This is a genomic window from Streptomyces sp. NPDC043812 (assembly GCF_056436245.1).
This window is the reverse complement of the sequence record NZ_JBWKCY010000009.1, coordinates 146,659-165,438: the sequence shown is the minus strand read 5'-3', so window position 1 is coordinate 165,438 and position 18,780 is coordinate 146,659. Positions and strand designations below refer to the sequence as shown.

General features: G+C 72.1%; 17 protein-coding genes and 1 pseudogene. 9 read left to right on the top strand and 9 right to left on the bottom strand.

Going from position 1 to position 18,780, the window contains the following annotated elements:
* Positions 1-20 precede the first annotated feature (20 nt).
* The 4 genes from AC067Z_RS15900 to AC067Z_RS15885 form a co-directional block, all read right to left on the bottom strand.
* Entirely contained in the window at positions 21-731 is a 711-nt protein-coding gene (locus AC067Z_RS15900; protein WP_478790088.1) for a sulfite exporter TauE/SafE family protein, read from the bottom strand.
* Positions 728-2,128, bottom strand: coding sequence for an amidohydrolase family protein (locus AC067Z_RS15895; RefSeq protein ID WP_478790087.1), 1,401 nt, complete (start codon positions 2,126-2,128; stop codon positions 728-730). Before AC067Z_RS15895 ends, AC067Z_RS15900 begins: the two co-directional genes overlap by 4 nt.
* Complete coding sequence (locus AC067Z_RS15890; RefSeq protein WP_478790086.1) at positions 2,125-3,510, bottom strand: uracil-xanthine permease family protein; 1,386 nt, start codon at positions 3,508-3,510, stop codon at positions 2,125-2,127. The genes AC067Z_RS15895 and AC067Z_RS15890 overlap by 4 nt, the downstream gene beginning before the upstream one ends.
* A gap of 239 nt (positions 3,511-3,749) precedes the next feature.
* The gene (locus AC067Z_RS15885; protein WP_478790085.1) at positions 3,750-4,151 is read right to left on the bottom strand and encodes a hypothetical protein; all 402 of its coding nucleotides are present in this window, start codon (positions 4,149-4,151) and stop codon (positions 3,750-3,752) included.
* A 140-nt stretch (positions 4,152-4,291) separates the two neighbouring features.
* Between AC067Z_RS15885 and AC067Z_RS15880 the strand changes: the two genes are divergently transcribed.
* The 8 genes and pseudogenes from AC067Z_RS15880 to AC067Z_RS15845 all read left to right on the top strand — a co-directional run bounded on the left by AC067Z_RS15880 (position 4,292) and on the right by AC067Z_RS15845 (position 12,094).
* Entirely contained in the window at positions 4,292-4,945 is a 654-nt protein-coding gene (locus AC067Z_RS15880) for a class I SAM-dependent methyltransferase (protein WP_478790084.1), read from the top strand.
* Between the two features lie 37 nt (positions 4,946-4,982).
* A pseudogene (locus AC067Z_RS15875) lies at positions 4,983-5,144 on the top strand (alpha/beta hydrolase); the annotation flags it as partial.
* A 120-nt stretch (positions 5,145-5,264) separates the two neighbouring features.
* Entirely contained in the window at positions 5,265-5,618 is a 354-nt protein-coding gene (locus AC067Z_RS15870; protein ID WP_478790083.1) for a hypothetical protein, read from the top strand.
* 114 nt (positions 5,619-5,732) lie between these two features.
* On the top strand, positions 5,733-6,227 hold the full coding sequence (locus AC067Z_RS15865; RefSeq protein WP_478790082.1) for a peptidylprolyl isomerase: 495 nt from the start codon (positions 5,733-5,735) through the stop codon (positions 6,225-6,227).
* Positions 6,228-6,474: 247 nt separating this feature from the next.
* Positions 6,475-8,271: a PKD domain-containing protein gene (locus tag AC067Z_RS15860; RefSeq protein WP_478790081.1), complete on the top strand. Its 1,797-nt coding sequence runs from the start codon at positions 6,475-6,477 to the stop codon at positions 8,269-8,271.
* A 297-nt stretch (positions 8,272-8,568) separates the two neighbouring features.
* On the top strand, positions 8,569-9,261 hold the full coding sequence (locus AC067Z_RS15855) for a GntR family transcriptional regulator (RefSeq protein ID WP_478790080.1): 693 nt from the start codon (positions 8,569-8,571) through the stop codon (positions 9,259-9,261).
* A 155-nt stretch (positions 9,262-9,416) separates the two neighbouring features.
* Complete coding sequence (locus AC067Z_RS15850; protein WP_478790079.1) at positions 9,417-10,676, top strand: amidohydrolase family protein; 1,260 nt, start codon at positions 9,417-9,419, stop codon at positions 10,674-10,676.
* Positions 10,677-10,738: 62 nt separating this feature from the next.
* Complete coding sequence (locus tag AC067Z_RS15845; RefSeq protein WP_478790078.1) at positions 10,739-12,094, top strand: amidohydrolase family protein; 1,356 nt, start codon at positions 10,739-10,741, stop codon at positions 12,092-12,094.
* A gap of 34 nt (positions 12,095-12,128) precedes the next feature.
* Here the strand turns inward: AC067Z_RS15845 and AC067Z_RS15840 are convergent, their stop codons facing one another.
* The 3 genes from AC067Z_RS15840 to AC067Z_RS15830 all read right to left on the bottom strand — a co-directional run bounded on the left by AC067Z_RS15840 (position 12,129) and on the right by AC067Z_RS15830 (position 15,188).
* The gene (locus AC067Z_RS15840; protein WP_478790077.1) at positions 12,129-13,085 is read right to left on the bottom strand and encodes an aldo/keto reductase; all 957 of its coding nucleotides are present in this window, start codon (positions 13,083-13,085) and stop codon (positions 12,129-12,131) included.
* 54 nt (positions 13,086-13,139) lie between these two features.
* Positions 13,140-13,499: a transglycosylase family protein gene (locus tag AC067Z_RS15835; protein WP_478790076.1), complete on the bottom strand. Its 360-nt coding sequence runs from the start codon at positions 13,497-13,499 to the stop codon at positions 13,140-13,142.
* Between the two features lie 351 nt (positions 13,500-13,850).
* Entirely contained in the window at positions 13,851-15,188 is a 1,338-nt protein-coding gene (locus AC067Z_RS15830) for a phosphoribosyltransferase family protein (RefSeq protein ID WP_478790075.1), read from the bottom strand.
* A 258-nt stretch (positions 15,189-15,446) separates the two neighbouring features.
* On the opposite strand from AC067Z_RS15830, the gene AC067Z_RS15825 reads away from it, so the two are divergent.
* Positions 15,447-16,571, top strand: a complete 1,125-nt coding sequence (locus AC067Z_RS15825) for a CapA family protein (protein ID WP_478790074.1) — start codon at positions 15,447-15,449, stop codon at positions 16,569-16,571.
* Between the two features lie 145 nt (positions 16,572-16,716).
* Here AC067Z_RS15825 and AC067Z_RS15820 read toward each other — a convergent pair whose 3' ends face one another.
* Both AC067Z_RS15820 and AC067Z_RS15815 read right to left on the bottom strand, forming a co-directional pair.
* Positions 16,717-18,087, bottom strand: coding sequence for an MFS transporter (locus AC067Z_RS15820; RefSeq protein ID WP_478790073.1), 1,371 nt, complete (start codon positions 18,085-18,087; stop codon positions 16,717-16,719).
* Positions 18,088-18,178: 91 nt separating this feature from the next.
* Positions 18,179-18,649, bottom strand: a complete 471-nt coding sequence (locus AC067Z_RS15815; RefSeq protein ID WP_478790072.1) for an RpiB/LacA/LacB family sugar-phosphate isomerase — start codon at positions 18,647-18,649, stop codon at positions 18,179-18,181.
* Positions 18,650-18,780: the final 131 nt, after the last annotated feature.

Genomic DNA, 18,780 nt, shown 5'->3' with positions numbered 1-18,780 from the left:
CAAGATCCGAACGAGAGACCCTAAGCCCCGAGGATGAGGACCAGTCCGGAGACGACGGCGAAGGCCAGCACGAACAGCCGCATCCGGCGCGCGTCCAGCCGCTCGTGGACACGGCGGCTCAACCAGGCACCGACAGCCGTGGCCGGCAGCAGTGCCGCCGCCCAGCCCAGGTCGGCCGGACGGCCCTGGCCGGTGGCGAACAGCAGCGCCAGCGAGGCCGCTTCACCGGCCAGGAAGCACGCCGCGACGGTGGAACGCAGTTCGGCGGGCGGCCTGTGCTGGTAGACCAGCGCGAGCGGCGGCCCGCCCACTCCGGTCGCGGTCTCGGTCAGACCGGTCACCGCACCGGCGACGGCGTAGGCGCCCCGGCCGGGCCTGAACGCCGGTGCGGCAAGGCTCACCAGTGCCGCGAGCACCGTCGCGATGCCCACCAGCACACCCAAGCTGCGGTCCGGGACCATCGCCAGCACCGCCAGGCCGGCCGGTGTGGCGGCCAGTCGCGCCGCGGTGATCCACCCGGCCCCGCGCAGATCGAGCGAGTCCCTCTCCCGCCAGGCGACGTAGGAGTTGAGCGGGATCATCGCCGCCAGCAGGAACACCGGGAGCAGTCCGGGATCGATGATCCCGGCCACGGGCGCGACGATCAGTGCGAAACCGAGCCCGCTGCTGCCCTGGACGAACGCCGCGACGGCCACGGTGACGGCGAGGACCGCGAGTGCCTGTGCGGTCACCGCGCCGTGCTCCGTTCCCGTGCGGCCGTCGACGTCGGGTGCGCGCGGGTGACGGGCGCTGACGTCACGACGGCGCGGGACAGTTCCCGCGCCCGGGTGACCAGTGCGGAGCCGTCCCAGCCGGTGGGCCGGCCGTGCCACATGCGCAGCAGTCCGGCGACGAACACGGCGGAGATCTGGTCGCGGTTGCCGCGCCGCACGAGTTCCCAGGGAAGATCCCAGGAGAGGGCGAGCTCCGGGGTGGCGACGTCCACGAGGAGGAAGTCGGCGGCGCGTCCCTCCGCGACGGCCCCGGTCACGTCACCGAGGCCGACGGCGTCCGCGCCGCCGCGTGCGGCGTGGTCGAGCCAGGTCCAGCCCGCGCCGCAGGACGAATCGCCGGTGGCGAGCCCGTACGCGAGCCGCTGCGCGGACTCGGCCGTCTCGGCGAGGCGGAAGCCGTCGCCGCGGGTGCCGTCCGTGCCGAGCCCGAAACGGATGCCGCGCTCGGCCATGGCGGCGGCCGGAGCGACGGCGTTGCCCTTCCAGGCACTGGCAACGGGGTTGTAGCTGACGGCGGTTCCGGTGTCGGCGAGCAGGGTCAGCTCGCGGGGGGTGAGGAGGGTGGCGTGGGCGGCGAGCAACTGGGGGCCGAGGGCGCCGACGGCGTGCAGGTGCTCCAGGGGCCGCAACCCGTGGCGCAGCAGGGAGCGTTCGACGGCGGCGAGGTGTTCGTTGACGTGGATCTGCACAACGGTGCCGGCCTCGGCGGCGAGCCGGGCCGTTCGGCGGAGGGTGGTGTCGGTCGCCGCCTCGGGTATGGAGACGGCCAGGGAGGGGTGGACGAGCGGGTCGTGCGCGTAGCGGGCGAGGTGCTCGGCCGCCTGCTCCGCAACGGTGGCCGGGTCGGCGTCCGCCGTGTCCGCGTCGTTGCAGACCTGCGCAAGAACGCAGCGGATTCCGGCGTCGCGTGCCGCCGAGGCGAGCACCTCGACGTCCACCGCGGCGCGGGTGCCCGCGTCGGTGACGGTGGTGAACCCGCCCCGCATGGCCTCCAGGGCGGCGAGCTTGGCGGCGACGTAGGCCGATTCCTCGTCCAGCGCGTTCTCCAGCGGTACCCAGACGCGGCGGAAGATCTCCGACGGCTCCCCGAAGGCGAGCGCGGCACCGAAGCTCTGGGTGAGGTGGTGGTGGGCATCGACGAATCCGGGCATCAGCAGGTGGCCGGGCAACCGGACCGGTTCGAGGTGCGGGAGGACACGCTGCAGCCGCTCGGCCGGGCCGACAGTCGCGAAGGAGCCGTCTGCGATGTGGACCGCGTAACCGTCCATGAGCCCTTCGGGCAGCAGAACGGCATCGGGTACGAGAAGGAAGGGGCCGGGGCCGCTCAGCGGGCCGGCGGTGACGTGCTGGTTCATCGCTCGCTTTCCGTACGTGCGGACAGGCGGGCGGCGACGGCCGGCCTGACGTGATGGAACAGGATGTTCAGGACGGCAGCCGTGACCGCGCCGACGGCGACGCCGCTTTCCAGGAGGATGCGCAGGTTGGGCGGCAGCCCGCCGTACACGCCGGGGACGAGGATCGGCAGCAGGCCGAGCGCGAGTGCCACGGCGCAGATGAACGTGTGGGAGTGCCGGTCGAGTTCGGAGCGGCCGAGCATCTGCACACCGAGCACCGTGATCACGGCGAACACGACCATGGCGGTTCCGCCGACGACGGCCGGGGGGACCGCGCTGATGGCCCGGGTGACAGGTGCGAGGAAGCCGATGGCGACGAGGACCACGCCGGCGGCCGCGGTGACGAAGCGGCTGCGGACACCGGTCACCCGTACGATCCCGATGTTCTCGCCGCTGGTCACCATCAGCGGCAGTCCGAAGAAGCCTCCGGCGAGGGAGACCAGCGCGTCGCCGCGGATGGTCCTCGGCACATGAACGCGCTTGTCGATCTCCTTTCCGACGGCTTCGGCGTTGATCACGGTCTGGCCGGTGGCCTCCGCCATGGAGGCGAGGCTGTAGAGCATCAGCGGCAGCGCGGCGACGAGGCTGAACTCGACGGTGTCGTACGGCATCAGCTCGGGGGCGCTGACGAGTCCCCCGTCGCCGGTTCGCCCGAAGTCGGCCCGGCCGGCCACAAAGGCGAGGGCGGTGCCCGCCAACAGACCGATCATGACGGCGAGTTGTCGCAGGACGCCGGTGAACAGCAGATAGCAGGCGACGGTGAATCCGATCGTCGCGAAGCCGAGGGCGAGATTCCCGGGCTCGGCGAATCCGGGCTCACCGGGCCTGCCGGTCACCAGAACGGCGCCGACCTTCACGAGGTTGACGCCGACGATGACGATCATCGTCCCGATGACTAGGGCCGGGAAGTACGAGAGCAGTCGCGAGAACAGAGGCAGCACCACCAGCATGAAGAGGGCGGTGAGGACCACCGCGCCGGCGGCGGTGGGAAGTCCGTGCTGTTCGGCGATGGCGAGGAAGAGGACAAGCGGTGCGCCGCCCGGCAGCATGACGAACGGCAGCCGTGGCCCGATCTTCCACGGGCCGAGGGACTGCAGGAGGGATCCGGCGCCGGACAGTACGAAGGCGGCGGAGAGCAGGCCGACGGTCAGCCCGGGGTCGAGCCTGAGCGTGGCGCTCATCAGGAAGACCGCCGAGATGGGGGTGGCGGCCATGACGAGGACGTGCTGGATCCCGAAGAGCAGGATCCGCCCGAGGGGCCTCGCCTCGTCGACGGGATGGATGTCCTGGGGGTCGGGCGGTCGGTTGTCCGTGCGGGGCAAAGACGGGCGGGGACTGGACATGAGCGAGCTCCGTTTCGGCGTCTCGGCATGCTCGGTACAGCCGGATCCGGCCCTGGACGGAGAGCCTCATCGATACGGCCAAATCGATTTGGCCGTCAGTATGGAAGGGCACTCGGTGAGCGTCAAGGGGCGGATCCGTGAGCGCGCCTGCGCCGGGCCGCGGGTTCACGGACCATGCCGGCGCCGGGCGCCGTGCTGCCGTGCTCCTCGCGTCCGGATTCGCCGACCCCGCCGGGGTGTCAGTGGCAGATCTGCTTGAAGGCTGTCGCGCCGGGCCGGGCGCGGAACGCCACCTCGTGCCCCGCGTCGTCCGTGAAGACAGCCTGCGTCGCGGACTTCACGGTCATCGTGCCGCGCTGGACGGGGTTGTCCCACCCTGCGGGCGGGCTGCCCTCACCGTTGGACAGCGGTGTCTCCGCCTCGTAGTACGTCGAGCCGATACGGGCCTCGTCGATTCCGCAGTGGGTGTAGAGGTCGAACGGAATGGTCCTGGCGGACGGTATGGCACTCAAAGGCTCGGCGCGTCCGTCGGTGCGCCCGTCGGTGCGCCCGCCGGACCGTTCACCGGCGTCGGTGCAGCCGGTGAGCACCACGGCGGCCAGCGCGAGGGCCCAGGCAATGCGGCCGGCTGTCGAATTCATGCCCCTACGACGCTCGGTCCGGTGGGTCGGTTCCGACTCCCGCACGGCTGCGCGGCGAAGCCGTGCGGAGCCGTGCGGCACCCGGCCCGCGTTGCGACGACCGGACAACTGCCCTCCTGCCACCGTGCGATGCTGTGGCGATGCCGAGGGATCACGAATCCGTGCGCCGCAGTTACGAAACCATCGCCGACGAGTACCGGGACCGGATCGGGGGCGAACTCGCGCACAAGCCCTTGGACCGGGCACTTCTGGCCACGCTCGTCGAACAGTCGGAACGGGGCGCGCCGATCGCCGACCTGGGGTGCGGACCCGGGCATGTCACGGCCTGGCTCGCGGAGCACCGCCTCGCGGAGGACGGCGCGCGACCGGTCGGCATCGACCTCTCCCCCGCCATGGTGGCGATCGCCGGCCGTGAGCACCCGGAGGCGGAATTCCGCGAGGGGGATCTGCTGCATCTTCCGGCAGCCGACGCGGAGTTCGGCGGCGCCGTCGCCCTCTACTCCGTCATCCACCTCGAACGCGCGGAGCTGCGGCCCGCGTTCGACGAGATGCGACGGGTACTGCGGCCCTCCGCCCCGCTGCTGGTCGCCTTCCACCTCGGCTCCGAGGTCAGGCACCACTGCGAGTGGTGGGGCCGGGACGTCGATGTGGACTTCCACTTCTTCGAGACCGACACCGTCGCCGAGCCGTTGAAGGCGGCCGGCTTCGCCGTCGAGGCGGTGCTGGAGAGGACGCACCACCCGCAGGAGGCCGAGACACAACGGGCCTACCTCCTAGCCCGCCGCCTCCCCTGAAGCGCGGCCGGGTTGTCGGTACCCCGCGCAACGTTGCATCAGGTGTCTGCTCGACGGCCCCGAGCCGAGCGACGACGTGGCCGAGCTGCTGAAGAGCGAGCACTGGCGGCTCGTGGAGATGGACACCGGCCACTGGCCGATGTTCTCCCGACCGCGTGAACTGGCACGGATCCTGGACCGGGCGGCCGCGGGCTCCTGAACCGCTGTCCGCGCTGCTGTCCCGGTGGACCGGCGCCACGGCTGCCGGACGGTCGGCGCACCGCCGGCAGGATCCGAGCGCCGGGCCAGGGGCTCGGGGAGCGGGACGTAGGCTCTGCGCATGAGTGACACGCTGCCGCTCGTCGTCCTGGCCGTGGCCGTCGCCACAGTCATGGGCTTCTGCACGTGGGTGGTGTCCGTCGTCCGTCGCCGCGGTCTGGCAGGCGCGGCGATCCGGGCGGCCATGGCCTCCCACGACGAGGCCTTCTTCATCACGGCTCATGAAGCGCACCACGAGATCCGGGCACAGGTGGAACGCAAGGTGCCGATCCCCTCGCCCGACGATCCGTGGGTCTCGGGCAGAGGGCCGTCAGTCCGGCCGGGCGGGAGGCCCGGGCGGCCGTTCGGGACGTGGCCGCGGCGCTCGCGGTGGAGCCTGATCCGCCGGATGAGACGCCTGCGGCACGGTCGTTGAGGGCTGCCGACGCCGCCGGCCGGCGCCGGCCGTGTACGTCAAGTGGTGGTGTCGGCACGGTGCAGGTCGTGCCGGATGTGCGTTCCGGTGGCCTCGGATGCCAGGATGCACCTCATGAGTAACGTGTTCTTCGACATCACCATCGACGACAAGCCCGCCGGCCGGATCGTCTTCACCCTGTTCGACGACGTGGTCCCCAAGACCGCCCGGAACTTCCGCGAGCTGGCCACCGGTGAGCACGGCTTCGGCTACGAGGGTTCTTCCTTCCACCGCGTCATCCCGGACTTCATGCTCCAGGGCGGCGACTTCACCGCCGGCAACGGCACGGGCGGCAAGAGCATCTACGGCGAGAAGTTCCCCGACGAGAACTTCCAGCTCAAGCACACCAAGCCGGGCCAGCTCTCGATGGCCAACGCGGGTCCGAACAGCAATGGCTCGCAGTTCTTCATCACCACCATCGTCACCGACTGGCTGGACAACAAGCACGTCGTGTTCGGCGAGGTTGTCGAGGGCATGGACCTCGTGAAGCAGATCGAGACGCTGGGCTCGCGCAGCGGTGCGACCAAGGCCAAGGTCACGATCGCCAAGTCGGGCGTCGTCGAGGCCTGATCGGGCACACACGCATCCGACCCGCCCGGGGTCCGCGGCCTGCCGGCTGCGGACCCCGGGCGTTCGCGTTCCCGGGCGCGGCGGGAAGGCGCCGTTACCCCAAGTAAGTGGTCATCATCACGCCGGAGTTGGCTCCGGAGCGCGACATGCCCCTGCCAGGCTGTCAACTGCACGCACGTGAGCAGGCGTCTTCCTCGGCGCCGGCTTCGCCATGCTCACGTTCGACCGGCCGAGGGGGCGCGCAGTGGTGACAGCAGCACGGTGGCGAGGCGGTCCGGGGGCCGGGCACACCGCCCTGGTCGCGGGGGCCCTCGGAGCGCTGCTCGGGGGTGTCGTCGCCGTGCCGGGTACGGCGGCCGCCACGCCTTCCTCCGCGTATCCGCTGATCCTCGATCTGGACCTCACCTCCGGCCCGTCCTGCCCGTCTGAGGTACGCGGGCGGGTGCAGATCTACCATCCCGAGGGCGCCGACGCGGGCGCGAAGGTGGAGTGGCGGGTCCGGGGCGCCGATGGTGAACGGCTGGCGGGCGGCACGGTCGGCATGACCGCATCCGTTGCCGCCGCCGAATTCCGTCTGCCTGCCGCCGCCGATGTGCCCGGCTCCGGAGCGCTCACGGTCGACGCGCGTGTGGCCGGTGAGGAGGGCTCAGGGGGCGAGGAACCGGGCGTGTTCGGAAAGCCGTGGCGGGACAGGGTCGTGAAGGGCTGCGACCCGGTGCGTGTCGCGGCAGTCGGCGATTCGGTCGTCTGGGGCCAGGGGCTCGACCACGACCAGAAGTTCCCCCATCTCACGGGTGAGCTCCTCGGCAACGCCACCGGCCGGGGTCACGAGTTGTACGACTACTCCATCTCCGGCGCGGTGCTCGATGCGCCGGAGCTGCCGGCGGGGAACGACGACGCCGCATGCCTGTCCCGTGCGGAGCAGCAGGACCCGGACGGTGACGGCGAGATGGAGTTCGGCGAGGTCACCCAGCAGATGCCGGATGTCTTCTGCCAGTTGGAGAAGGCGGGTGCGCAGGCCAGGGCCGGCGGATACGGTCTCGATCTCGTGGTCCTGAACGGCTGCATCAACGATCTGGACCCCTTCACCGGTGTCGCCGTCGGCGTGACCCCCGGCTCCGAGAACCTGCCCGAGGCCGTCCGACGGGAGTGCTCGGGCGTCGGTGCCGAGCCCGAGAACCCCGCGAAAAACGTGCCCTGGTTCAGCGGCGCCAAGGTCGGATACGGCGGCCGCGGCATGCAGGCCGCGATCGAGAAGGCGCACGCCCTCCCCGGCAGGCCCAAGGTCATCGTGGCCGGGTTCAACTACGCCCTGAGCCGCGAGAGCTCCCCGCTGCCGCGCAAGCAGTGCTCCCGGCCGGGCCTCGCGGGGGCGCGGCTGGCCTCCTGCACGGCTTCGCTCGGGAGGGCGAGGCTTCGGTACGAGCAGTACACCCAGCTCTCCGCCGAGAGCTACCGGGCAGCCGCCGAAGCGGCCAACAGTGCGTCGGCCGACGGCCGGTACGCGGTCGCCGCCGACGGGCTGTTCACCCGGGACAACGCGATCCTGGCTCCGGCCGCCAAGGTGTGGAGCTCGCCGGTCGCCGACCCCGCGTACCCGCTGCGCAAGTCGGCATGCCCCGAGCTCAGCGCGACGCCGCTGCAGTGCCTGAGCGCGGCGATGGCGCATCCGGACATCGCCGGTGCCCGGCAGTACGCCGACAGCTTCCTGCTCAACCCGCACGTCCGCGACTGGTTCGGACTGCCCGCCGACGGCCCGCGCATGTCGCTGACGGTGCAGGGTGACGAGCAGCCGACGGGAGCCGAGGTGCGGTTGACGGCCGATGGCCCGTCCGCTCCGGCGGACGGCTCCTACCGCTATACGTGGTACTTCGGTGACGGAACGCGTCTCGTCACCTTCGCGCCCGAGGTCACGCACCGCTACGAACGCGGCGGCCGGTATCTGCCGCGGCTCGTGGTCACCGACGCGGAGGGGCACCGGGCGCTGACCGAGGCGCCGGGTCCGGTGACGGTGACACCGGTGCCGGCGGGCGCTCGGCTCTGAGCCACGGAGCCGGCGGGTGTCGTCGGCGTCGGCGCGCTGAGACGTGAGCGGTGCCCTGCGCAGGTGGGGCGTCAGCGTTGCCCTGTGCCGCTGGGACGCCAGCGTTGCCCTGTGCAGGCACCTGCGGCTTCCGTACCCGGAGCCCTGGGCACAACGCCCCTTGGCGGAGCAGGAGTTGCTTGATCGCCGATCTGGACTCCGGCCGGCGGCAGTGATCAACGCCTGCTGAACCGTCCGCCGGGTGGGGGTTCGGGGCACGTATTCTCACCGGGGCACGCCGAGAGAGAGGCAGCGGACGTGGCGGACAGCAGTAAGCCGGGGCAGGGTGGTGCGGACGGCGCGGCGCGGGCATCCGCTTCGCTCGGCGCCCAGGCGCGTGAAGCCGTGCGGCGGCGGATCGTGGACCGGCGCTACGCGCAAGGTGCCCGCCTCGTCGAGCGCGAGGTCGCCGAGGAGCTCGGCATGTCCCGCGTACCGGTGCGCGAGGCGCTGCGCGCGCTTGTCGCGGAGGGCCTGCTGGAGCTCCTGCCGCACAGCGGGGTGCGGGTGCGCCGACTGGAGCGCGCCGACGTGGAGCATCTCTACGAGGTGTGGGAGCCGCTCGCGGTCCAGGCGTCGCGGCTCGCGGCGCGCGCCGCGGACGCCAATCCCGAGGGCCTCGCCACTCTGGAGGCCTCTCTCGCACAGGCCGAGCGGGCGGCCGCGGCGGACGAGGGAGCACGCGAGGTGGCGGCCCATACCGCGTTCCACGAGGGGGTCGTGGCGCTGTCGGGGAATCCGCTGCTCGCCCGCACGATGGAGCAGTTGAGCTGGCAGTTGCAGCTGCTGTTCGGGCTGCGCGAGGAGCCGGCGCACATGCGGGCACAGCACACGGACATGTTCCGGCGGATCGCGGCAGGCGACGAGGAGGCCGCTGCGGCGAGCACGCTCCTGCATGTCCGCGACAGCAGAGCGGTGGCACTGCGGTCGCTGTTCGGAAGCGACGCCTGAGAGAATTTGTATACCAGAACGTAGATCCAGACACCCTCGGGCGCATTGAACCGCGCCTTTCATGGGCTCCGCCTCGATCCCTTGTCCGCACATCCGGGCTTGGTATACAAAGTGAACGGAACCGCGCCGTCCGCCTCACCGCCCCAGGAGCCCTCATGTGCGTCGATGCCACACCCCCGCCGCCCAGCAGCCTCACCCGCCGCGGGATCCTCGCGGGCGCCGCCGCACTCGCCGGCACCGTGGCCGTGGCCACCCCCGCGGTGGCGGGACGCAGTGGGCCGGCGCAGGGCGGCGACCTCGTCGTGCGGGGCGGCAACCTGCTCGACCCTGCGACGGGACACGTCACCGAGGATGCCGTCGTCGTCATCGAGGGCGGAGTCGTACGCACCGCCGGCGCCCGGAACCGGGTCGCCGTACCGCAGGGCGCGCAGGTTCTCGACGTCCACGGCCAGTGGATCCTGCCCGGGCTCGTCGACGCGCACATCCACCTCAGCACCGCTGCCGAGGCCCGCGCAGCGGTCCGCGGCGGTGCGACCAGCGCCCGCAGCGGCTCGACGAACTTCTACCAGGACATCGCCGTACGGGAACTGGCGCGCCACTCCCCCGCCCTCGCGCCCCGCCTGAAGGCCGCCGGCGTCTTCGTCACACCGGACCTCGGCGACACGGTGCTCGCAGACCCGGATCTCACGCCGCTGGTCCGCCTCAAGGACGGTGTGCGCTCGGCGGAGGCGCTGCGACGGGTGGTGGAGGTGAACCTCGCGCGCGGCGCCGACGTCATCAAGACGCGCGTCAACGAACGGGCGGGGCTGCCCGAGCAGGATCCGCTGGCCCAGGTGTACACGCACGAGCAGCTGTCCGAGGTCGTCGCGGCCGCCCGGCGCGGCGGCAAGGGCGTCCTGTGCCACAGCTACAGCGAGCAGGGCTGCCACGACGCGGTCACGGCGGGCATCCGCTCCCTGGAGCACGGGGCGTTCGTCGGCGAGCGGACGCTGCGCGAAATGACCCGCAGGGGTACGTACTTCACTCCCACGCTCACCGCGATCGCGGGCCTGGCCGCATCGTCCGACCCGGTGCTCGCCGAGCGCGGCCGCACCTACCTGCCGGTGCTGCGGCGGGCGGTCCTGGCGGCGCACGAGCTGGGGGTGCCGCTGGCGGCGGGCACGGACTCGGCGGGCGGAGCGATCGACCCGGTCGGCCGCGAGGTGGAGCTGATGCGCGAGGCCGGCCTGCCGGCGCTCGACGCGATACGCACGGCCACGACCGGCGCGGCACGGCTGCTCGGCCTGGAGCGCTCGGCCGGCCGACTGGCGCGCGGGTTCTCGGGCGACGTGATCGTCGTGGACGGTGATCCGCTGGCCGACGTGTCGGTTCTGAAGAGGCCGGCTCGGGTCGTCCGCGCAGGGATCGCGCTCTGAGCCGTGCAGCCGTCCGCTTCTCGTACCTGTTCGCAGCCATACCGCACACCGAAGGAGTCCTGATGGAGCAACCCTCCCTTTCACCCGGTGGGGTGTCCCGGCGCAGCATGCTCGCCGGCGCCGTCGCGATGGCCGGCACCACGGCCGCGCTGTCCGCCACGGCCTCACTCGCCCGGGCCGACACCGACGCGGCCGGGACGGGCACCGCCCCTTCGCACGGGCAGGGTGGTCGGCCCTCCCGGGCGGTTGTCTTCCGCAACGTGCGCCCCTTCGGTGCAAGGACCGCCGTGGATCTGACGGTCGTCGACGGCCGGATCACGGACCGTCCGGCGCCCTCCGGGGCCAAGGTCGTCGACGGCGGAGGCCGTATCGCCCTCCCGTCACTCGTCGACGCGCACATCCACCCGGACAAGACGACGTGGGGCGGGCCGTGGGTGTCGCGCAAGCCGGCCGACGGCATCGCCGACTACGTCGCCCAGGACGTGGAGCTGTTCCGCAGCCAGCGGCGTCCCGTCGCGGAACGCGCCTACGGCATGATGGCCCATGCCGTGACCCGCGGCACCCGCGGGATGCGCGCCCACGCGGACGTGGCCCCCGCCTACGATCTGGCCGGTGTCGAGGGTGTGGGCACCGCCCGCGAACGGCTGCGGCACGCGCTGGACGTGCAGATCGTCGCGTTCCCGCAGCACGGCGTCGTCAGGGCACCCGGCACGGCGCAGCTCCTCGAGGAGGCGGCACGCACAGGAGCTGTCGACATGATCGGCGGGATCGACCCGATCGGCTTCGACCACGCACTCGACGAGCAGCTCGACCTGGTCTTCGGCATCGCGGACCGGCACGGCGTCGGCGTGGACATCCACCTCCACGACCGGGGCGAGCAGGGCGTCAGGGCACTGCGCGGCATCATCGACCGCACCCGGGCACTGTCCCTTCGGGGCAAGGTCACGGTGAGCCATGTCTTCTGTCTCCCGGGCCTGGACGACCGTGAACTCGGTGCGCTGGCCGAGGACATGGGGGATCTCGGAATCTCCCTGACAACGGTGGCGCCCTCCGCCTCGCTGGTCCTGCCGGTCGCCCGGCTGCGCGAGTACGGCGTGCACGTCGGGCTCGGTTCGGACGGGGTCCGCGACTCGTGGAGCCCGTTCGGCAACGCGGACATGCTGCACCGCGCGCATCTGCTGGGCTGGGTCACGGACGTGCGACTCGACGAGGAACTGGCGGACTGCTACCGGCTGGGCGCCCACGGCGGCGCGGACCTCATGGCCCTGCCCCACGCGGACTTCGCGCCCGGCTCCCCCGCCGATTTCCTCCTCGTGCGCGGAGAGGCCCTGCCGCAGGTGGTGGTGGACATGCCGCAGCGGGACATGGTCGTGCACGCAGGCCGCGTGGTGGCCCGGAACGGGGAACTCGTGGAGTAGCGGCCCGAGCTCGTACTCCGCATCTCCACCCCGGTCAGGGCAACGGGACGCCGCGGGCCGCCAGCCAGAGGGCGTACCACTCGTCATGACCGAGGTCGGGGGTGCGGCGGGCGGCGTCGCGGCAGGCGCGGATGCGTTCGGGGCGGGCGCTGCCGACGACCGGAGCGATGCGCGCGGGGTGGCGTTGCAGCCACCACAGCAGGATCGTCTCCGGCGTCGTGTCCTTCGCCTCGGCCAGCGAGACGATCAGTTGCGCGGCCGCTTGCTCCTCGGGCGTCTCCTGGGCGCCGGTGAAGCGCCCTTGCGCGAGTGCGCCCCACGCCTGAAGTCGCACGCCGTTCGCCCGGCAGTACTCGACCGTCCCGAGCGGGAAGCCGTTGGACGCCGCCTCGGCGGTGTTCACCAGCACTCCCGCCTCGAGCCAGTCGCGCCGGTGGAGGCTCATCTCCAATTGGTTGACGCCCAACGGGACATCGAGGTGTGCCTGCAGTTCCGCGATCTGCGCGGACCCCATGTTGGACACACCGAACCGGCGTACCAGTCCCTGCCGGTGGAGACTCGTGAGCGCTGCGGCCACGTCCTGCGGGTCCGCCAGAGGATCGGGGCGGTGCAGCAGCAGGACGTCGATGACGTCGGTACGCAGGCGGGCGAGGCTTTCCTCCACGCGCCGGACGATGGTCGCACCGCGCAGATCGTAGGTGCCGGGCCGGTGGCCGTCGGGGAGACGGATGCCGCACTTGGTCTGCACGACGATGCGGTCACGCAGTTCCGGCGCCCGCGCCAGGATCTCGCCGAAGACCGCTTCGGCCTTGCCGTGCCGGTAGATGTCGGCGTGGTCGAAGGTGGTGATGCCGCAGTCCAGGGCCGCCTCGACGGCCGCCTCGGCCCGGGCGATGTCCTGTGCGCCGTAGGGCTCCTTGTCCCAGCCGCCGCCGAGCCCCATGCATCCGTAGACGAGCCGGTCGCCGGCCGTACTGTCCGAAGTCACCACGCACGTCACCCTATCCGGCCGGCCGCGCACGGCTGCCGGCACGGTGCGTCCGCGTCAGCCGCGGGCGCACGTCCAGGCACCCATGCCCTGCAGGTCGGCGAGCCTCTCTGCAACGGCGATCTGCTCCGACCGCGTCGCAAGGTCGGCGCGGGCGGCGAACCTCAGCCCGCCCGCCGCCACCCAGCTCGACCGGGTGAACTGCAGACCGCCGTAGTGACCGTTGCCCGTGTTGGCATGCCAGTTCCCGGACGATTCGCACGCGGCGATGGCGTCCCAGTCGGCGCCGCGTGCCTGGTGCGTCACGGCGTGGGCGGGGAGGGCGCCGAGGAGGAGGAAGAGTGGAGCGCAAGTGAGTGCGATCAGCAACTTCCTGACAGGCAGTCGGTTAGCGGCGGTGCACGGATGTCGGGACATCGGAAGCCTTTCGTTCATCGGTCTTCGCCCTGCCGGGCGAAGGTCACTCATGAACGTAAGGCGGCCTGTCGGACCTGGCACTTGTTGCTGGGCCCATCGCGCAAGGTGCCTGGTGGGGCGGCGCAGCCGCGCGGCGCGCCGGACCCCGCCGGTGGCCGCAACGAGCCGGCCCGGCTGCGGCCTCGCGCCGGGCTCCGCCATCGGGTCGTCCCGCAGCCGGCGAGACGCTCGCGGACCTGCGCCTCAGCGTGCGGCGGGCGAGACGCTCCCGGACCTGCGCCTCAGCGTGCGACGGGCGAGACGCTCCCGGACCTGCGCCTCAGCGCGGCGGGCGGGGGCTCGGCCTGCGCCTCAGCGTGCGGCGGGCGGGGGCTCGGCCTGCGCCGACGCGGCGAAGTGGGCGGTGAACCAGTCCCTTGCCAGTTGCGTGACCTCCTCCAGCGCGCCCGGCTCCTCGAAGAGATGCGTCGCTCCGGGCACGATCGCCAGACGTTTCTCGCAGCGCAGCTGCGCCAGCGCGTCGCGATTGAGGTCCACCACGGTCCCGTCGTCACCACCCACGACGAGGAGTGTGGGTGCCGTCACCGAGGCCAGCCGTGGGCCGGCAAGGTCGGGGCGGCCGCCACGCGAGACGATCGCGGCGATGTCCTCGCCGGGCTCCGCGGCCGCCCACAACGCGGCGGCCGCGCCGGTGCTCGCACCGAAGTAGCCGGTCGGGAGCCCTGCGGCCTCCGGCTGTTCCCTCAGCCAGCCGGTGGCATCCTGCAGCCGCCGGGCCAGGAGCGGGGTGTCGAAGACATTCGCCCGGTCCTGGCCCTCGTCCTCGGTGAGCAGGTCGAAAAGCAGCGTCCCCAGTCCCGCGCGGTGCAGCCCCGTGGCCACGGCGCGATTGCGCGGGCTGAGTCGGCTGCTGCCGCTGCCGTGGGCGAAGACGACGATTCCGGTCGCGCCGGGAGGCACGGTCAGCTCGCCGGGTAGCAGCGCCGCGCCCGACACGACCTCCGCCTCCCGCACCTGATGGGCGCCGCCGACCGGTCGCGAGGATCGGCCGGTGCGGGCCGCCGCCTCGTCCAGGCAGGCGATCACTTCGCTGTCGTCGGTCTGGGCGAAGTCGGCGTAGAACTGGCCGATGGCGAAGAAGTCACGTGGTGTGCTCAGGCAGACCAGTTCGTCGGCCTCGCCGCCCAGCCGGGCCGTCCAGTCCTGCGGGGCGACAGGGACCGCCAGGACGATCCGCCCCGCTCCCCGTGCCCGGGCGATCCGGCAGGCGGCCCGTGCGGTCGACCCCGTGGCCACACCGTCGTCGATCAGCACCACGGTCCGGCCCTCGACCTCCAGCTGTTTGCGTTCGCCCCGGTACGTCCGGGCCCGCCGCGCCAGCACGACCTGCTCGTGCCGCTCGACCTCTTCCAGTTCGTCCTGGGTGACGCGCGCACTGCGGACCACCTCGTCGTTGATGACCCGTATGCCGTCCTCGCCGAGCGCCCCCATCCCGAGCTCCGGCTGGTAGGGAACGCCGAGCTTGCGTACCAGGCACACGTCCAGCGGCGCCTCCAGCGCGCGGGCGACCTCGGCCGCCACGGGCACCCCGCCCCGCGGCAGTCCCAGGATCACCGGCTCTTCCCGTCCGAACTTCTCCAGCAGGGCGGCCAGTTGACGCCCCGCGTCGATCCGATCCCTGAAGAACACGTTCGGTCACCTCGTCCTCCTGAGGCCGGCCAGGTGCCGGACGGAGGCGTTGCCCCGGTGGCCGCCGTACAGCCACCGCGTGTTCCGGCATGTGTGCCGCCGGTTTCGCGTGCGCGATCCGCGTGCGGGCTCACCGTCGCGAGCTCCGACGCACGCGGCCGACAGTCTGGCCCACCACTTGCCATTCTCGTACCGGCGGCGGTCGGGCGCCGCATGCGGCGTCGGCACGGTCCCTGCGGCAGGACTAGCTTGGAGTGCGTGGACGGTGACCTCGTCACGGTTTTCCTCAGCGGCGACGTGATGCTCGGCCGCGGTGTCGACCAGATTCTTCCGCACCCCGGCGATCCAGCCCTGTCCGAGCCGTATCTGCGGGACGCCCGCCGCTACGTGGAGCTCGCGGAGGCGATGAACGGTCCCATTCCGCGTCCCGTCCCTTTCTCCTGGCCCTGGGGCGAGGCGCTGCAGGCGCTGGACGCCGCGGCGCTCGACGCGCGCTTGCTCAACCTTGAGACGTCGATCACGCAGAGCGACGATGCCGCCCCCGGCAAGGAGGTTCTGTACCGGATGAGCCCGGCCAATCTGCCCGGTCTGACGGTCGCCCGTCCCGATGTCTGCGTCCTGGCGAACAACCATGTCCTGGACTACGGCCGCCTCGGGCTCGCCGAGACGCTCGACGCCCTGGACCACGCGGGCCTGCGCACCGCGGGAGCGGGCAGGTCGGTGGACGAGGCGCGGCACTGCGCCGCCGTGCCCGTACGGGACGGACGGCGCGTCCTCGTCCAGGCGCTCGGGATGCAGTCCAGCGGTGTGCCGCGGACCTGGGCGGCGACCGCGGAGCGGAGCGGCGTCCACTTCGCCGCCGGAACGTCGCATGCCGCCGCTGCGGGTGTGGCCGCGCGGCTGCGGGCCGCGAGGAGGCCGGGAGATGTGGCCGTCGTGTCGCTCCACTGGGGTTCCAACTGGGGCTACCGCGTCACGCAGGACCAGGTCCGCTTCGCGCACGCGCTGGTCGACGGCGGCGCGGACATCGTCCACGGCCACTCGTCGCACCATCCCAGGCCGCTGGAGGTGTACCGGGGCAAGCTGATCCTCTACGGCTGCGGTGATCTGATCAACGACTACGAGGGGATCACCGGATACGAGCAGTACCGGGACGATCTGCGGCTGCTGTACTGCGCCGCTGTGGAGGCCGGGAGCGGCCGTCTCCACGAGCTGCGCATCACGCCGCTGCAGGCACGGCGCATGCGGCTGGAGCACGCGTCGCGGGCGGACTGCCTGAGGGTGCACGACGTTCTCGGCCGGATCAGCCGCGGCTTCGGCACCCGCGTGAACTCCGAGCCGGACGGCTCCCTCACGGTCCGTCCGTCCCGCCCGGGCCGCTGACACGGCACCGGACCGTGGCACCGCGGAGGGCCGCCGTGACCATGTTGCGCGCATCGGCCGGGTGCCCCTCCCCCACGCACCCGCATGCGGCGTGCCTCGGCCCGGGGAGGCCGTGGCACGCCGCTCGCGTCACCGGGTTGCCGGATCAGGGGCGCTGCCGGGAGGTGTCGCGGCGGGCGCCCTGCTGCGACGGGATTCCGTCCAGCGTCACCTGCGGCTCGGCGTCGACGGCCGCCCGCTGAGCGGGGCCCCATGTCTCGCGCGTGGCGAGCACACCCATGAGACCGACGAGGGAGACCATCACGTAGAACCCGGCCGGGCCCCACCAGTCGAAGGAATCGGCCAGCAGTACGGCGACGAACGGGGCGAACCCTGCCACGGACGCCGCGGTCTGGTAGCCGAGCGAGGCACCCGACGTGCGGGTCCCGGTGCGGAACAGCTCGGCGAACCACGCTGCCTGAGTACCCGTCAGTGCCGCGTGGATGACACCGATGGCGACAAGGAACACCAGCACGATCAGCACCGGCGCCCCGGTGTTGGCCATCATGTACATCGGAATGCCGAACGCCGCGGCGAGCAGGCAGCCCACCAGGTAGACCGGGCGCCGTCCCACCCGGTCGGTCAGGGCGCCGGACAGGACCGTGGTGCCCACGGCCATCAGGCTCGCGACGACCACGCCGGTCAGCGCGATGCCCCGGTCGTCCGCGTCCCGGTCCGTGATGTACGACAGCAGATACGTGGCCGTCAGGTAGTAGGCACAGGACTCGACGACGCGCAGGGCGATGATGCGCAGGATGTTGCGCCAGTCGTCGCGCAGGACCGACAGCAGCGGATTGCGCACGGTGCCGCCCTCGGCCTTGGCCGCCTCGAACTCCGGGGACTCGCTCAGCTTCATCCGTACGACGAGACCCACGACGATCAGCAGGGAACTGGCGAGGAAGGGCAGACGCCAGGCCCAGTCGCCGTCGAGCGAGGCGGAGAGCAGGAAGGCGATGTTGGCGAACGCGATGCCGAGCGGGTTGCCGGCCTGCGGTATCGCCGCGTACAGGCCGCGGCGCCTGCGGGGAGCGTGCTCGTACGTCATCATGACCGCGCCGCCCCACTCGGCGCCGAACGCCAGGCCCTGGATGCAGCGGATGACGACCAGCAGCACGGGGGCGAGGACACCGACCTGCTGATAGGTGGGCAGCAGGCCGATCAGAACCGTGGCGATGCCCATGACCAGCAGCGCACCGACGAGTACCGGCTTGCGGCCGTGCCGGTCACCGAGGTATCCGCCGAGCGCGCCGCCGACGGGGCGCATCAGGAAGCCCACACCGAGGGTCACGAAGGCGAGCAGAGTGCCGACGACGGGGTCGGAGTCGGGGAAGAAGGCATCGCCGAAATAGAGGGCGGAGGCGGTGCCGTAGGCGACGAAGTCGTAGTTCTCCACGCAGGTGCCTGCCGCGGAGGCGAGTGCGGTCTTGATGCGTCCTGGTCGGGCGCTGTCGGCGGAAGCAGTGCTGGGCGCGCTCATTCCGGGTCTCCTTCGATCTCGGTATGCGCGGGGGACGGTTGGCCCATCGGCCTGTGGGGGGGTGGGGAGTTGTGGGGAGCGGGCGGTCGGCTCAGAGCCGGTCGGCAAGCTCCCGTGCCGACCGGAGCTCCAGTTCGTGGAGCTTGGCGACGCGGCGCACGGTGTCGTCGTCGTTGTCGAACGTCGCGGAGAGGAACGCCTCCAGGACCTCGGTCGCCGTCGCGGGGCCGACGAGCCAGGCGCCCATCGCGATGGCGTTGGCGTCGTCGTGCTCGACGGCCTGGTGGGCCGAGTACACGTCGTGGCCCAGTCCGCAGCGGATTCCGGCGATCTTGTTGGCGGCCATCAGGGCGCCCGCGCCGGTGCCGCACACGAGAACGGCCCGGTCGGCCTCGCCTTTGCGCACCGCGTCGCAGGTAGCGAAGGTGACGTCGGGGAAGTCGACGGGTGCATCGCTGTCGCTTCCCCGGTCGAGCACCTCGTGGCCGAGGCCGAGCAGCACGTGGCGTACGTGTTCCTTGAGCCCGAGGCCCGCGTGGTCGTTTCCGAGTGCGATACGCATGGTCGGTCCTTCCGGTGAGGGGAGCGCGGGTCGTTCTGGACCTCGCGCGGTCGGTGATCGATGTCGGTGTGGGGAGGGACACCGCCGGCATGCCGGTCTCCCCGTCCGGCGCGTGCGGGCGCACCGCGGAT